15 protein-coding genes are annotated in these 15351 nt (G+C 47.1%); 8 read left to right on the plus strand and 7 right to left on the minus strand.

Annotation, left to right across the window (positions count from 1 at the left end; translation table 11 throughout):
* Positions 1-29: 29 nt before the first annotated feature.
* From ureA to NKI27_RS02885, 8 genes are all read left to right on the plus strand, one after another.
* Complete coding sequence (ureA, locus tag NKI27_RS02850; RefSeq protein WP_265048192.1) at positions 30-332, plus strand: urease subunit gamma; 303 nt, start codon at positions 30-32, stop codon at positions 330-332.
* A gap of 10 nt (positions 333-342) precedes the next feature.
* Positions 343-660, plus strand: coding sequence for an urease subunit beta (locus NKI27_RS02855; RefSeq protein WP_265048193.1), 318 nt, complete (start codon positions 343-345; stop codon positions 658-660).
* Positions 657-2360, plus strand: coding sequence for an urease subunit alpha (gene ureC, locus NKI27_RS02860; protein WP_265048194.1), 1704 nt, complete (start codon positions 657-659; stop codon positions 2358-2360). The genes NKI27_RS02855 and ureC overlap by 4 nt, the downstream gene beginning before the upstream one ends.
* Positions 2361-2380: 20 nt before the next feature.
* Positions 2381-2893, plus strand: a complete 513-nt coding sequence (gene ureE / locus NKI27_RS02865; RefSeq protein WP_265048195.1) for an urease accessory protein UreE — start codon at positions 2381-2383, stop codon at positions 2891-2893.
* Entirely contained in the window at positions 2883-3596 is a 714-nt protein-coding gene (locus tag NKI27_RS02870; protein ID WP_265048196.1) for an urease accessory protein UreF, read from the plus strand. The genes ureE and NKI27_RS02870 overlap by 11 nt, the downstream gene beginning before the upstream one ends.
* Before the next feature lie 28 nt (positions 3597-3624).
* On the plus strand, positions 3625-4263 hold the full coding sequence (ureG, locus tag NKI27_RS02875) for an urease accessory protein UreG (protein WP_265048197.1): 639 nt from the start codon (positions 3625-3627) through the stop codon (positions 4261-4263).
* 40 nt (positions 4264-4303) lie between these two features.
* Positions 4304-4882 (plus strand): HupE/UreJ family protein, encoded by a 579-nt coding sequence (locus NKI27_RS02880; protein WP_265048198.1) that lies wholly within the window; start codon positions 4304-4306, stop codon positions 4880-4882.
* 135 nt (positions 4883-5017) lie between these two features.
* Entirely contained in the window at positions 5018-6826 is a 1809-nt protein-coding gene (locus NKI27_RS02885) for a sensor domain-containing diguanylate cyclase (protein WP_265048199.1), read from the plus strand.
* A 120-nt stretch (positions 6827-6946) separates the two neighbouring features.
* Here the strand turns inward: NKI27_RS02885 and purD are convergent, their stop codons facing one another.
* The 7 genes from purD to accC all read right to left on the minus strand — a co-directional run bounded on the left by purD (position 6947) and on the right by accC (position 15340).
* Positions 6947-8239, minus strand: a complete 1293-nt coding sequence (purD, locus tag NKI27_RS02890) for a phosphoribosylamine--glycine ligase (protein ID WP_265048200.1) — start codon at positions 8237-8239, stop codon at positions 6947-6949.
* 96 nt (positions 8240-8335) lie between these two features.
* On the minus strand, positions 8336-9910 hold the full coding sequence (gene purH / locus NKI27_RS02895; protein WP_265049462.1) for a bifunctional phosphoribosylaminoimidazolecarboxamide formyltransferase/IMP cyclohydrolase: 1575 nt from the start codon (positions 9908-9910) through the stop codon (positions 8336-8338).
* A gap of 169 nt (positions 9911-10079) precedes the next feature.
* A complete protein-coding gene (gene fis / locus NKI27_RS02900) occupies positions 10080-10403 on the minus strand; it encodes a DNA-binding transcriptional regulator Fis (protein ID WP_406802821.1) in 324 nt (107 codons plus the stop codon).
* A complete protein-coding gene (gene dusB, locus NKI27_RS02905) occupies positions 10400-11386 on the minus strand; it encodes a tRNA dihydrouridine synthase DusB (RefSeq protein ID WP_265049463.1) in 987 nt (328 codons plus the stop codon). The genes fis and dusB overlap by 4 nt, the downstream gene beginning before the upstream one ends.
* A gap of 254 nt (positions 11387-11640) precedes the next feature.
* Positions 11641-12909, minus strand: a complete 1269-nt coding sequence (locus NKI27_RS02910; protein ID WP_265048201.1) for a DUF3426 domain-containing protein — start codon at positions 12907-12909, stop codon at positions 11641-11643.
* Between the two features lie 126 nt (positions 12910-13035).
* Complete coding sequence (gene prmA / locus NKI27_RS02915; protein WP_265048202.1) at positions 13036-13926, minus strand: 50S ribosomal protein L11 methyltransferase; 891 nt, start codon at positions 13924-13926, stop codon at positions 13036-13038.
* 73 nt (positions 13927-13999) lie between these two features.
* Positions 14000-15340 carry an acetyl-CoA carboxylase biotin carboxylase subunit gene (gene accC, locus NKI27_RS02920; RefSeq protein WP_265048203.1) on the minus strand — a complete coding sequence of 447 codons (1341 nt, stop codon included), beginning with the start codon at positions 15338-15340 and terminating at the stop codon, positions 14000-14002.
* Between the last annotated feature and the right edge of the window lie 11 nt (positions 15341-15351).

Consider the following 15351-nt stretch of genomic DNA (forward strand, 5'->3'; position numbering starts at 1 on the left):
AAAATATACGAATAGCGGAGTAAAACAACGTGGAATTAACACCGAGAGACAAAGACAAGTTGCTGCTGTTTACAGCCGGTTTATTAGCTGAACGCCGCAAAGCCAAAGGCCTTAAATTGAACTATCCAGAAGCCATTGCGCTGATCACTACAGAGGTGATGGAAGGTGCTAGGGAAGGGCGGTCCGTTGCAGAGTTGATGAGCAGCGGGGCAGAAATTCTGACTCGTGACGATGTGATGGAGGGTATTGCAGAGATGATCCCCGAAGTACAGGTGGAGGCTACATTTCCGGATGGCACCAAGCTTGTCACCGTTCATAATCCAATAGTATGAGGGGCACGCTATGATTCCCGGAGAGTACCAGCTTAAAGACGGTGATATCGAACTCTGCGTTGGCCGCGAACGCATTACGTTAGAGGTCGGCAATACTGGCGATCGACCGATTCAAATAGGCTCGCATTATCACTTTGCCGAAGCAAACCCTGCGCTGACGTTTGATCGCGAGCTGGCAAGAGGTTATCGACTCGATGTGGCCGCAGGCACGGCGATTCGTTTTGAGCCGGGTCAGTTTCGTCAGATTACGTTAATTCCTTTTGTGGGCCATCGTGAGATATATGGTTTTCGAGGCGAGGTAATGGGCAAACTAGAGGACAAAGAATGAAAATCTCAAGACAAGCCTATGCTGATATGTACGGCCCCACGACTGGCGACCGGGTAAGACTCGGTGATACCGAACTGTGGATTGAAGTCGAAAGCGATGCGACTCACTATGGTGATGAGGTTAAATTTGGCGGCGGTAAAGTGATCCGCGATGGGATGGGTCAGAGTCAGCGCGCGGATGATTCTGTTATGGATACAGTCATCACTAACGCCTTAATTTTAGATTGGTGGGGCATCGTAAAAGCGGACGTTGGCATTCAACAAGGGCGTATCGCGGGTATTGGCAAATCTGGTAATCCAGATATTCAGCCAGACGTAGACATTGTGATTGGCCCGGGTACAGAAATCATCGCAGGGGAAGGTAAAATTCTGACCGCGGGTGGCGTTGACCCCCATATCCACTTTATTTGTCCTCAGCAAGTGGAAGAAGCCCTGATGAGTGGTATTACCACCATGTTGGGTGGCGGCACGGGTCCTGCTACTGGCACCAATGCAACGACCTGCACACCGGGTGCTTGGCACATGGGTAAAATGCTTCAGGCAGTGGATGAACTGCCGATGAACATTGGTTTTTTAGGTAAAGGAAACGCGAGTCTCCCTGAGGCCTTAGAGGTGCAGATAAAAGCAGGGGCTATCGGCCTAAAATTACATGAAGATTGGGGGACGTCGCCAGCGAGTATCGATAACTGTCTCACGGTCGCAGATCAATATGATGTGCAGGTTGCGATCCATACCGATACGCTAAACGAATCTGGCTTTGTAGAAGATACCTTGGCTGCGTTCAAGGGGCGATGCATTCACACCTTTCATACTGAGGGCGCTGGAGGTGGGCATGCACCGGATATTATCACCGCGTGCTCTAAAGATTATGTGTTGCCGTCTTCCACCAACCCTACGCGACCCTATACGATAAACACGGTCGATGAGCATTTAGATATGCTGATGGTGTGCCATCATTTGGACCCTAATATCCCAGAAGATGTCGCCTTTGCTGATTCACGTATTCGCCGAGAAACGATTGCTGCCGAAGATATTTTGCACGATATGGGGGTGATTTCGATGATTTCATCGGACTCACAAGCCATGGGGCGGGTGGGTGAGGTGATTTGCCGTACCTGGCAAACCGCACACAAGATGAAAGTTCAGCGCGGCTTGCTACCCGAAGATGAAAGCTTAGGCGCTGATAACTTTAGAGCCAAACGATACATCGCTAAATATACCATTAACTCTGCTATTACCCATGGTATCGCCCACGATGTGGGGTCTGTAGAGGTGGGTAAGTTGGCTGACTTGGTGCTATGGAATCCAGCATTTTTTGGTGTGAAGCCTGCCTGCATTATTAAAGGCGGTATGATCGCGGCGGCCCCTATGGGAGACCCTAATGCATCGATACCCACACCTCAGCCGGTGCACTATCGCATGATGTTCGGCGCTTTTGGTAAAGCCGCCAGTGCCACCCGTCTGACCTTTGTTAGTAAGGCTGCGCTCGACGCCGATATTGGCAAAGAATTAGGGCTAGATAGCCCGCTCTCGGCCTGCACTGGGGTAAGACAAGTCCGCAAGCGCGATATGAAACTGAATGACGTCTGCCCGAATATTACGGTAGACCCTCAAACCTATGAAGTGCATGCAGATGGCGAACTGCTGACCTGTGAGCCGGCTTCTGAATTACCGTTGGCCCAGCGCTATCACTTGTTCTGAGCCATAAACCGGAGACCTATATGTTGGAATTAATTAAACGCATCAATCACGTAGATTCTGAAATACACGATAGTTTGACGCTGCCTTATGAGCTTCGCATTCGTGGTCGACTTCGATCGATCACTGAAACCGGTCAAGAAGTGGGGTTATTTCTCGATCGGGGGCCAGTATTAAGGGATGGCGATTTGCTACAAGCCAAGACGGGCGAAATTATTCGAATTAAGGCTGCTGAAGAGCCGGTCGTAACTGCGCGGATTAACGCTGGTTTAGCGCTGGCGCGTCTTTGCTATCACCTGGGTAACCGCCATGTCTCTCTTGCAATAGGTGAAGATGAGCAGGGTAGCTGGGTGCGTTTTCCGCCTGATCACGTGTTAGAAGAATTGGCGGTGCGCTTAGGTGCGAAGACGATTCATCATGCGGCGCTTTTTGATCCTGAACCTGGTGCTTATGCTCAAGCGGGACAGCGCGATAATAGCCATGGTAAGCGTCATCACACCCATGAGCACGGGCACCATCATGCTCATGCCCATTAATACCCAAGCTACAGCCGCTCAAACATCATCAGCTGCAGGCGACTTAGCCCTGCTAGGGCTGATGCAGTTGGTGAGCCCTGGACTGCCTATTGGTGCGTTTGCATGGTCCCAAGGGTTAGAAAGCGCCTTTGAACTCGGTTGGGTGGAGAATGAAGCGGGCCTGCAGTCGTGGTTAGAGGGCGTTCTTGAGGATGGTCTGAGTCGCTGCGAACTGCCTTTACTCGCACGTTTGCAGAGTGCATGGGCCGCTGAAGATACAGCGTTGATTGCAGAATGGAATAGCTGGCTACAAGCGACGCGTGAAACGTCCGAATTAAGTAACGAAGATGCGCGCCTTGGCGCAGCCCTTGTGACCCTTTTACGCAGCCTTGAGTTGCTGCCCGATGCTCGTCTTATCCCCGATGAGCCTGGTTACATCACGATGTTTGCTTGGGTGGCTCATCATCGAAATGTACCTGTACGCCAGACGTTACTCGGCTTTGCCTGGGCTTGGTTAGAAAATCAGCTAGTGGTTGCCTGCAAAGCGTTACCTTTAGGTCATACCGCGGCTCAACGTATCACTGAGCATATGCGCTCTCGACTGGTAACAGCAGTAGAGGCCGCGCTTCAGAGAGACGATCAAGAATTGGGCCCAATATTGCCGGGTCTAGCCCTCGGGAGTGCCTTACATGAAACACAATATTCGCGTCTTTTTAGAAGCTAAATAGCAAACAGAATTAGGAGAATATATCATGAAACATTGTTTGAGAGTCGGTGTCGGCGGGCCGGTTGGTTCTGGCAAAACAGCCTTGTTGCGGCAGTTATGCAAGGCGCTAAAAGATCACTATGACATAGCGGTTGTGACCAACGATATTTACACTCGTGAAGATGCCGACTTTCTGCTCAAGCACGACGCACTGCCTGCCGATCGAATACTCGGTGTCGAAACGGGGGGCTGCCCTCATACCGCCATTCGCGAAGATGCATCTATGAATTTAGCGGCTATTGATGACCTGCAAAGTCGCCATCCGAACTTGGAGCTAGTGATGGTTGAATCGGGAGGCGACAATTTATCGGCGACGTTCAGCCCAGAATTGTCTGACCTCACGTTATATGTTATTGATGTCTCTGCTGGCGACAAAATTCCTCGTAAGGGCGGCCCAGGCATCACAAAGTCTGACCTGCTGATAATCAACAAAATCGATATTGCGGAGCAAGTTCATGCGTCGCTTGACGTGATGGAGCGAGACTCAAAGAAAATGCGAGGTGAGCGGCCTTTTGTCTTTACCAACCTCTACGATGGCGTAGGACTGGAAACGATCATTAGCTTTATTCTGGAGCGAGGTATGTTGCCAGAAAGGCGTAATAATAAACTTGTCGAGACTGCCTAGAGGTCGACGAACAGAACGTTAAAATATTAGGAGAAATATCATGACAACAATTACTCGACTATTAATAGCCGGTGGTCTGATGATCAGCGCAACAGCTGCCTCTGCTCACTCAGGTCATGACGCGAGTGATAGCTTTACGAGCGGCTTATTGCACCCGATGCTCGGGTTGGATCACCTATTGGCGATGGTGGCCATTGGATTTTGGAGTGTGCGACAAACAGCTACTTTGAAAAACAGCACACCGTTGTTTGTTGTGGGTGGCATGATTCTCGGCGCTGTCATTGCCTGGGGTGGCTTTAGCCTTCCAGCAGTAGAAAACGGTATTACTTTATCCGTTATACTTGCGGGTGTTTTGGTCGCTGCGATGACAACCTTACCGACGGCAGTGGGTGGTTCACTGGTAGCTATATTCATGGTGTTTCATGGGTTTGCTCATGGCGCTGAAATGCCGACAGGTGCAGCATTAATGTCTTACCTTGCTGGGTTTACGGTCGCAACGTTAGCGCTCACCCTTGCCGGTCGCGGGTTGGGTGCGCTTATACATAAAATGGACAAGCGTTACGGCGTTGTATTTGGTGGAGTAGTAGCGGCTACCGGAGCCATGCTTGCAGCTGGATAATTTATGACTAAAGGGGTGGCATAAAGGGGGCGCTGCTCCCCCTTTAGGTGAAATAAAAAGGAGGTAGATAAAACGTTTAATTCTGCTGCAATGGTCTATGCTTAACTGAGTTCCCTCCAGAAAAAAGGGCTTATAGTGAGACTAATACGACAAATTAGCGTATTACTTAGCTTCATAGGCATTCTATTCTTTATATCTGTCGCTGCTCAAGCAGCGACGTTAGTGCTTACCTCACAAGACCAAAACTATTTACTCAGCGGCATCAATTTTATTGAAGATAAAGAAAGATCTTTAAGCCTTGACGATATTCGTTCGCTTAAAGGTGAGTGGCGTATTAATGAAAACGAAACCTTCAATAAAGGCTACAACACGTCTGCGTGGTGGTTAAATTTCACCATCGATAATCAAAATAGCAATTCAGATTGGCTTCTAGAAATATCCTATGCGGTTTTGGATTATGTGGATGTTTTTATCGTCGATCGCAATGGCCAGGTCTCTAAAAGTATTATGGGTGACAAACTGCCATTTAACGCTAGACCCATTGTGCATCGTTACTTCACGGTGCCGATGACGATTCCTCAATCAGAGTCAGTGACTGTATATATTAGAGTGGTCTCAAGTAGCTCGGTACAAGTGCCGATTACTGTCTGGAATAAGCGTGCTTTTAACGCTGCCGATATAGGCCATACCGCTATCCAGGGGTTGTACTATGGCGGCCTCATCATAATTGCCATTTATAATTTACTCATTTATTTCGCTTTAAGAGAGCGTACCTATTTATATTATGTAAGTTATGTCTTGTCGATGGTGGTCTTTATGGCCAGCCTAAACGGTTGGGCTTTCCAGTTCTTATGGCCCTACAGTGTTGATTGGAATGACATGGTTATTTTGCTGTCATTAGACTTGGTTGTTTTATTTGGGCTATTGTTTACTCATCGCTTTTTAGCGTTTAACCCATCATCACGACCGTTGTGGGTATTCGCTAAAACAATAGTGATCATTTGTGTCGCTTTGTTTTTTGTATTTATGGTTATTCCTTACAGCATCGGTATACGCATCATTATTATTTATGCCGTCTTCGGTTGCTTTTGGGCGTTAGTTGCAGGCGTTATTGCTTGGAGGCAAGGGCGGCAGTCTGCAGGTATCTATGTGGCGGCATGGTCTTGGCTTTTAATTGGCGGCGTGGTTTTAGCGCTAAATAAATTCCATGTTTTCCCCCGAAACATTTATACCGATTACGCAGCACAAATAGGCTCGTTAATAGAGGTTTTGTTATTGTCATTTGCTATGGCAGAACGCATTAGTAAAGAAAAAACGTTACGATTTGCAGCTCAGAAAGAGGCGCTGTTAATTCAGAAACAGGCAAATGAGGAGCTTGAAGAACGTGTTGCTGCCCGCACGATTGAGCTTCAAGACGCAAACAAGAAACTGCAAACGTTGAGTGATACAGACCAACTGACAGGGTTGAAAAATAGACGTTACTTGAATCAATATATTGATAAAGAAATTGCACGAGGAGCTCGATATAAGCATGGTGTTGCCGTACTGTTGATTGATATTGACCACTTTAAAAGCGTCAATGATACTTATGGTCATTTAGTGGGGGATGAGTGCTTGCAAGAAGTGGCTAAACGAATAAGTGGTCAGATGCGTTGGCCGACGGACCTTGTTGCACGGTATGGCGGTGAAGAGTTTTGTATGGTTTTGCCTGTAACTGGCTTAGAAGGGGCTGTCACTGTTGCTGAAAGGGTGTGTGAAAAGGTACATGCTTGTGTGGTGAACGCAGGCGACATTGAGCTTGAAACGAGCGTTAGTGTTGGCGTATATGCCGCCGTGCCTACATCTGCGGATCAAGGGAATGAATTTTTAACTTTTGCGGATGAAGCGCTTTATCAAGCGAAAGAAAATGGTCGTAATAGAGTTGAGTCGAAAGGCTCGGTTTAAAGGTCACTAATACTAAAACAGCAGCAGTGGCTGCTTGAAAACAAAAACTCGCGCCAAAGTGGCGCCCCTACTTAGTTGTTTCTTGTGTAGGGGCTGCTCTTAGCCGCGATTTTTTTACTTCTACTTATTACCTGTCTCACGTGCAATGGCGCGATAAGCAATATCATTACGGTAGAATGCACCTTTCCAGCTGATCTTTTTGGTTAGGGCATAAGCACGTTGCTGCGCTTCAGTAACGGTATCGCCTAAGGCACTGGCACACAGTACCCGACCACCATTGGTGGTGACGTTGCCGTCTATTTCTTTAGTCCCTGCGTGGAACACTTTTTCACCACTGACTTCTGTATCTGGAATGCCTGAAATAACATCGCCTTTGTTATAGCTTTCAGGGTAACCGCCTGCAGCAAGAACAACGCCCACCGATGCGCGCTCGTCCCAGTCTGAACACTTCTCATTTAGCTTGCCATCAACGGCTGCCTGGCAAAGGTCAACGAGGTCAGATTTCATTCGAAGCATAATTGGCTGTGTTTCAGGGTCTCCAAATCGGCAATTATACTCAATTACCTTTGGGGTCCCATCTGCAGCAATCATCAAGCCGGCATAAAGAAAGCCCGTATAGTCATTGCCTTCAGCCGCCATACCGTTAACGGTAGGGTAAATAACTTCATTCATAATGCGCTGGTGAATTTCAGCTGTTACGACGGGTGCAGGAGAGTATGCACCCATGCCACCAGTGTTAGGCCCTGTATCGCCATCACCTACACGTTTGTGATCTTGACTGGTGGCCATAGGCAATACATTTTTGCCGTCAACCATCACGATAAAGCTGGCTTCTTCACCTTCAAGAAACTCTTCAATTACGACACGGTGACCTGCATCGCCAAACTTATTGCCGGCAAGCATATCTTTGATGGCGTCTTCTGCTTCTTCAAGGGTCAGAGCAACGATGACACCTTTACCTGCCGCAAGGCCATCAGCCTTAACAACAATCGGTGCACCTTTTTCACGTACGTAGCCAAGTGCTTGTTCCATATCGGTGAAGTTTTGGTATTCACCTGATGGAATATTATGGCGAGCTAAAAAGTCTTTAGTGAAGGCTTTTGAACCTTCTAATTGTGCAGCGCCTGCTGAAGGGCCAAAGATACGCAGGCCACGTTCATTAAACAGATCTACAACCCCGGCAACTAACGGTGCTTCAGGACCTACAATCGTCAGACCTACTTGCTGCTCTTCTGCAAATTTAGCCAGACCTTCAAGGTCCATGACATCGATATTGACGTTTTCTAGCTTAGGCTCTAGTGCAGTACCGGCATTGCCGGGTGCTACATAAACGGTGTCTACATAGTCAGCTTGTGCTGCTTTCCATGCCAACGCATGTTCGCGGCCACCACTTCCGATAAGGAGTACTTTCATTTTTTGTTTGTCCTGTATTGTCTGCCAGACAGCCCTATCGATTAGGGTTATCTGGCATCAGAGGATATCTATAAAAGGCTAACCTCTAAGCAGTGCTTAGTGTTTAAAGTGACGCATGCCGGTAAAGACCATCGCAATGCCATGCTCGTTTGCCGCATCAATAACTTCTTGATCGCGCATTGAGCCACCTGGCTGAATGACCGCTGTAATACCGGCTTTAGCAGCGGCGTCGATTCCGTCTCTGAATGGGAAAAATGCATCAGAAGACATCACTGAACCTTTCACTTCAAGGCCTTCGTCGGCTGCTTTTATACCCGCAATTTTTGCGCTATAAACACGGCTCATCTGACCTGCGCCGACACCAATGGTACGCCCGTTTTTGGCGTAAACAATAGCGTTTGATTTAACAAACTTGGCGACTTCCCAAGCAAACAATAGGTCGTTCAACTCTTGCTCAGACGGAGAACGTTCAGTCACCATCTTGAGTTCGTCGTGATTAACCATACCCAAATCGCGATCTTGAACTAACAGCCCGCCATTAACGCGCTTATAGTCAAAGCTAGGTACGCGTGTGTCACCAAACTCGCCACAAGCTAATAAGCGAACGTTTTGTTTGGCTGACACTACATCAATAGCACCCTGCGATACGGTTGGCGCAATAATGACTTCAACAAATTGACGGTCGATGATCTCTTTTGCAGTGACTTCGTCTAACTCTCTGTTGAACGCAATGATGCCGCCAAAAGCAGATGTAGGGTCGGTTGCATAAGCAAGATCGTACGCTTGTTTAATGTCAGCACCAATCGCAACGCCGCAAGGGTTTGCGTGCTTTACAATCACACAAGCGGGATCGGCAAATGGCTTAACACATTCAAGGGCTGCGTCTGTGTCGGCAACATTATTAAATGAAAGCGCTTTACCCTGAAGCTGTTTAGCGGTACTAATGCAGGCTTCTGCAGGGTTTCTTTCGACATAAAATGCAGCTTGCTGATGCGGGTTCTCGCCATAACGCATATCTTGTGCTTTAACAAACTGGGTATTGAATGTACGAGGAAACAAGTCAGAGTTATTGTCTTCTGTTTTGGTGCCCAAGTAGTTTGCAATCATGCCGTCGTAAGCTGCAGTGTGCTCAAATGCCTTAACCGCTAGATCGAATCGAGTATTAAGTGAAAGGGCGCCTTCTGCGCTGTTCATTTCAGCTAATACTGCATCATAGTCGGGTGCATTAACGACAATCGCGACGTCTTTGTGGTTTTTGGCTGCAGAGCGAACCATCGTGGGTCCACCGATATCGATATTTTCGATCGCCATCGGTAAGTCACAATCAGGTTTTGCGATAGTGGCTTCGAACGGGTATAGATTAACCACAACCATGTCGATAGGATTGATGTCGTGAGTATTCATCACATCGTCATCAATACCCCGTCGCCCTAATATACCGCCATGAATTTTAGGGTGAAGTGTTTTTACGCGGCCATCCATCATTTCAGGAAAGCCTGTATAGTCGGAAACTTCAACAGCAGCAACGCCGCTATCAGTTAACAACTTGAATGTGCCACCAGTAGAAAGGATTTCAACACCCATTTTTTCGAGGGCTTGAGCAAATTCTACGATGCCAGTTTTGTCAGATACGCTGATTAGAGCGCGGCGTATACGGATACCTGATTGCATTTCAGTCATGGTTTATAATCGTGAGCAAGTTGATAAAAATTGAGGCGGGTAAACTACGCCTTTTACGGGCAGAGTATGTAGTTTACCGATGGCCTGGATTTAAGGCTGTCATGCGCAGGATCTCTCCTAATGCTGACTTTCTCTTGTCGCAGGTTCACTGCTGTAGATATTATAGCAGACCGTATTGCTTTAGCTTTTTGCGTAAAGTTCCACGGTTCAAACCCAATAAAACAGACGCTTTGGTTTGATTGTTACGAGTGTACTTCATTACCTGCTCTAGCAGCGGTGCTTCAACTTCGGAAAGTACTAGTTGATACACTTCTGTAGCCGGTGTGCCATCTAACTGTGCAAAATAGTTAATTAGCGACTTCTCAACGCTATCACGCAGCGTTACGTTACCTTCGGCACCAAAGGGTAAACCAACTTCGGTCTGGTTTTCAGGTAAAGAAACTGGGATTGCAGTGGCGGGTTCTGCAAATGCTTCAGTTGTCATGCGGCGATGTCCTCTCCATTACTTAAACGCTCAAAATACTTAGTTATAGTTGCAATTTGTTGTTGTGCTGAGTCTAACTTATTAAAGTTTTGACGGAAGTCACTGCCATCCTTGTGTGATTTCAGATACCAGCCAACGTGCTTGCGGGCAATACGAGTCCCCATAAGCTCACCATAAAAATGATGCAATTCGTGAAGGTGAGAAAGCAGTATTTCTCCTACCTCAGAAGCGCTAGGGGGGTTAAGGTGCTCACCCGTTTTTAGGAAATGATCCATTTCCCGAAAAATCCAGGGGCGACCTTGAGCCGCTCGCCCAATCAGTAAACCGTCCGCTTGGGTATGGTTTAAGACAAATTGGGCTTTTTCCGGCGTGTTAATATCCCCGTTAGCAAAAACGGGGATGCTGATATGTTGCTTCACTTCAGCAATCGTGTCGTATTCAGCGTCTCCGCTGTATCCGCAGGTTCGGGTTCGACCATGAATAGCCAACGCCTGAATGCCGAGGTCTTCTGCCATACGGGCAATCGTAATAGCATTTTTATGATCCGTATCCCAGCCCGTCCGGATTTTTAGCGTGACCGGAATATCGACTGCATCGACTACAGCTTTGAGAATACTGGCAACTAGCGGCTCATCTTTAAGTAGCGCAGAGCCTGCGGCGCGATTGCATACTTTTTTGGCAGGGCACCCCATATTGATATCAATAATCTGGGCACCTTGCTCTTGGTTCATTTTTGCGGCTAGCGCTAACATCTCAGGCTCACCACCCGCTATTTGAACTGAGCGCGGGTCTGGTTCACCGGTGTGATCGAGACGATGTTTAGATTTTCGTGTGCCCCAAAACTTAGGGTCAGCAATCACCATTTCTGAAACCGCCATTGCGGCGCCCATTCTTCGACAAAGAAGTCTGAACGGCCGATCAGTTACACCTGCCATAGGTGCAAGAATCAGTTGATTTTTCAATTTGTAAGGGCCAATTTGAATCACAGCTGATCTCATCGAAAGGTTATTAAATGCATGCACATAACACCCCCAAAAAAATCATAAGACACGATTGGGGGACAACCGAAATGATGTTCTGTTTCCGGTCTAATCAGGGGGGGTAATGATACTCGTCAGAGGCTTGTCATTAAAGAGGCATTTGAAGGAAAAATAGATTATTTTTCATTCAAATTGGTTGACAATTGAGCGCTTTTTTGCAGTTTATTAGTCAAAAGCGCTTTTAGTGGCGATAAAGTTTAGTTTTGGGCTGTGTGCTTAAAAAAGTCAATCTTATAATTGACTGCGTTTTTTCCTGGGTCGAGTATTTCTATCGAGATATGAATAGGCGTATTTTTCGGCATTGCAGGCCAGTTTTTGATTTCACCTGAGAGGTAATCTGATGGCTCAAATAGGCGCTGTGCAATCACGTTATTGTTCAGGTCTGAAAAATAAAGCGCAAGGTTTGGAAAAGGCTGATCGTAAGGTGCTTGATTAACAATCACCGTATCGATAATAAGTGCTTTGCGCGCAGTCGGATGGCTCCGCACTACTAAATTCTGGCTTTTGATCTTAGTGGTATCGACAAGATCGGGTAATTGGCAACCTACAAGTTGGCAGCCTTTTTCATAGAAGGGTCTTAATTGTTCAAACTGCGCCAACTTGTCATAATGAAACCAAGATAACTGTGCCAGGAGTGTAACCAGTAATAGAATGTTTAATGTGGACCAAATAAATGTGCCAATAATAGAACGACCCGAAGCATTAGGAAGGTCGAGAGGGTCAACCTGAAGGTTCTGGTATTGGTGTGATAAATCTGTACTGGCGTAGCGTTGTGATTGCTCTGCTTTAATAGGGGGTGTGTGGTTTGCTTGTGTGACATTAGCGTCGTCATGAGTCGGTGGCTCGACTTGGGGAGCGCGGATGGCTATTTCTTCTTGGCTGTTTTCTTGGTCGAGTGCGGCGAACTCTGCAGAAAACGAGTCTGATTCTTCGGCCGTCGGCTTTTTCGCTGAGTGATCGCTTTTATTGGTTTCTATATCTTCCAGCATTTTCTCGGCCCAACTCTCGTCAGAACCTGCTTTTTTATTAGTTAGATCTTCGTTAAGGTCATCGTCTAATTTATGGTCAGAAAAATGGCTAGAACCGCCTTCGCCTAATTCGAGAAAACTGTCGCTGAGTTCAGAAGAGAATGTACCTGGGCCGGTATAGCCTTCATCTTCGCTATCTTCATCGGGGTTGTCTGCAAAGACAAACTCATCGTCGTCGTTTTCATCTGCTGTTTTTTGTGGTTCTGAGGTCTCTGGTGAATGGGTATCAGAGGTTTCGGTAAGCGGTTTTTGAGGTGCTTGTGGCTGGCTAGTCGGAGCGGGTTTAGGCTGCGCAGACTGCGTCAGATTTTCTAGTGCATTAAATACTTCTAGGCAAGATCCACAGCGGACTTTTCCACCTGCAGCGTTAAGATGCTGGTCTTGTACTTTGAAGGTCGCTTGACAGTGAGGGCATTGAGTTAAGTGAGTGTTACTCATCGCGTCCTTTTGCATCCTTTGAAAAAAATCTGACTTAGTATTTAGTATAATGATATTAAGTGTAGCGACTTTTATGGGTTCTGAATAGCGGTGACTTTTAGCCACCGCCTATTTTGGCTAACCGTTTTATCGCTTGCTTCCGCTCAGCCTAATCCATTCTTCTTTTTGCTCGGGCGGGTTCATTTCAAACCATTCGCTATAGCACTCACTAACATCGCTGGCTTGCTGTTCTAATATGCCTGACAGAACTAATAAACCATCTTTTTTTGTCATGTTTGCTAAGGTGGGCGATAGGCTGATAAGCGGTTGTGCCAGTATATTTGCAATCATGACATCAGCTTCAATGTCTGGCGCCTCACCAGGGAGGTAAATCTCAAACCGATCTTCTTCTATATTATTGCGGCGAGTATTCTCTCTTGAGGCTTCGAGTGCTTGAGGGTCATTATCGACGCCTATCACGCGCTTAGCGCCTAATAATAGTGCAGCGATACCTAAAATTCCTGAACCACAGCCATAATCGACGACGACTTTATCTTTGAGGTCCTGTGCATCAAGCCAAGCCAAGCAGAGTGCTGTTGTTGGGTGAGTCCCAGTACCGAATGCTAAGCCAGGGTCAAGCATTAAGTTAATGCCATTTGGGTCTTCTGGCTCTCGCCAACTAGGGCAGATCCACAGTCGGGTGCCAAATTGCATGGGGTGGAAATTGTCCATCCAGGCACGTTCCCAGTCTTTATCTTCTAAGATCTCGACCCTGTGAGCGGGTAGAGGGCTCCCGCTTAGTGCCTGATAACGCGCTTCAATTTTTGGAATAATTGATTGCATATCAGCCGCAGCATCAAACAGCCCCGTTAGTTGGGTGTGCTTCCAAAGCGGTGTTGTGCCGCGTTCTGGCTCATAAATTGGCTGATCTTTGCCATCTTCCATGGTCACCGCGCAAGCGCCAGACGTTAGCAAAAGCTCTTCTATGCTATCAATCTGAGCGGGGTGTATATCGATTTTAACTTGTATCCACGGCATGGCTTGACCTTAATAATAAAAACTTAACAGTTGATGATGCTTTTTTCTGGAGAACTCGGGCGTAGCAAGTGTGCTATTTTTTAATCAGTTTCTCTAAATAGTGGATAGTAAAGTCGCCTTGGCGGAAGCTTTGATCCTGGACCAATCTTTGGTGTAACGGGACGTTGGTTTTTATGCCGTCGATGACGAGTTCATTAAGGGCAACCGACATGCGATTTAATGCACTTTCTCTATCTTCACCATGGGTAATGAGTTTACCAATCAGTGAGTCATAAAAAGGCGGAACGTTGTACCCGCTGAACAAGTGAGAGTCGACTCTGACACCATAACCACCTGGGGCGTGAAAATGATTCACTTTACCGGGGCTTGGGATGAACGTTTTAGGGTCTTCAGCATTAATGCGGCACTCTATGGCATGCCCGCTAAAGACAATATCGTCTTGGGAGACAGAAAGCGGTAGGCCGCTGGCAATTCGCAGTTGCTCTTTAACAATATCAACGCCGCTGATCATTTCAGAAACAGGGTGCTCTACTTGAATTCGAGTGTTCATCTCAATAAAGTAGAATTGATCATCCTGATAAAGAAACTCAAAGGTTCCCGCGCCTTTATAGCCAATATCGATGCAAGCTTTAGTGCAGGCTTTAAAGACAGCAGCTCTTGCGGCTTCATTAATATTGGGGGCTGGGGCCTCTTCAATTACTTTTTGGTGGCGTCTTTGTAACGAGCAGTCCCGATCACCAAGATGGATTGCATGACCTTGGCCATCTGCGAGCACTTGGACTTCGACATGACGTGGTCGATCAAGAAATTTTTCGAGGTAAACGGTGTCATCCCCAAATGCGGCTTTTGCTTCACTCTTTGTAAGTTGAATGCTGCTGAGAAGCTGGTCTTCAGAATAAACAGCCTTCATACCTCGTCCTCCGCCACCGGAAGCCGCTTTAATCATGATCGGGTAGCCAATTTTATGTGCGATGGCGAGTGTGCGATCATCATTGTTGGTCACCGGTCCGTCTGAGCCTGGCACTGTCGGCACACCTGCTTTTGCCATCGCTTGAATAGCTGATACTTTGTTGCCCATTAAGCGAATTACATCATGAGATGGGCCGATAAAAGCAAATCCACTTTTTTCGACCTGTTCTGCAAAGTCGGCATTCTCTGCCAAAAATCCGTACCCTGGGTGGATGGCTACTGCCTCGGTGACTTCTGCCGCTGCGATAATTGCGGGTATATTTAGGTAGCTATCCGTTGGGCTATCGGGGCCTATGCAGACAGACTCGTCAGCCATCCGAACGTGCATTAGATCTCGATCTACTCGAGAGTGAACGGCTACCGTTTGAATGCCTAGCGCTTTGCATGCACGCAAAATACGGAGTGCGATTTCTCCTCGATTGGCGATTAATACTTTTTCAATCATTCTGCTTACTC

Origin of the sequence: Alkalimarinus alittae (assembly GCF_026016465.1) — a bacterium.
GTDB classification, from domain to species: domain Bacteria; phylum Pseudomonadota; class Gammaproteobacteria; order Pseudomonadales; family Oleiphilaceae; genus Alkalimarinus; species Alkalimarinus alittae.

What these genes read in the sequence shown, in the direction of transcription:
- purD (WP_265048200.1), bottom strand. Translation starts at nt 8,239, where the DNA reads ATGAAAGTACTCCTTATCGGAAGTGGTGGCCGCGAACATGCGTTGGCA.
- ureG (WP_265048197.1), top strand. Translation starts at nt 3,625, where the DNA reads ATGAAACATTGTTTGAGAGTCGGTGTCGGCGGGCCGGTTGGTTCTGGC.
- prmA (WP_265048202.1), bottom strand. Translation starts at nt 13,926, where the DNA reads ATGCCGTGGATACAAGTTAAAATCGATATACACCCCGCTCAGATTGAT.
- fis (WP_406802821.1), bottom strand. Translation starts at nt 10,403, where the DNA reads ATGACAACTGAAGCATTTGCAGAACCCGCCACTGCAATCCCAGTTTCT.
- NKI27_RS02880 (WP_265048198.1), top strand. Translation starts at nt 4,304, where the DNA reads ATGACAACAATTACTCGACTATTAATAGCCGGTGGTCTGATGATCAGC.
- NKI27_RS02870 (WP_265048196.1), top strand. Translation starts at nt 2,883, where the DNA reads ATGCCCATTAATACCCAAGCTACAGCCGCTCAAACATCATCAGCTGCA.
- NKI27_RS02910 (WP_265048201.1), bottom strand. Translation starts at nt 12,909, where the DNA reads ATGAGTAACACTCACTTAACTCAATGCCCTCACTGTCAAGCGACCTTC.
- NKI27_RS02855 (WP_265048193.1), top strand. Translation starts at nt 343, where the DNA reads ATGATTCCCGGAGAGTACCAGCTTAAAGACGGTGATATCGAACTCTGC.
- ureE (WP_265048195.1), top strand. Translation starts at nt 2,381, where the DNA reads ATGTTGGAATTAATTAAACGCATCAATCACGTAGATTCTGAAATACAC.
- purH (WP_265049462.1), bottom strand. Translation starts at nt 9,910, where the DNA reads ATGCAATCAGGTATCCGTATACGCCGCGCTCTAATCAGCGTATCTGAC.
- accC (WP_265048203.1), bottom strand. Translation starts at nt 15,340, where the DNA reads ATGATTGAAAAAGTATTAATCGCCAATCGAGGAGAAATCGCACTCCGT.
- ureC (WP_265048194.1), top strand. Translation starts at nt 657, where the DNA reads ATGAAAATCTCAAGACAAGCCTATGCTGATATGTACGGCCCCACGACT.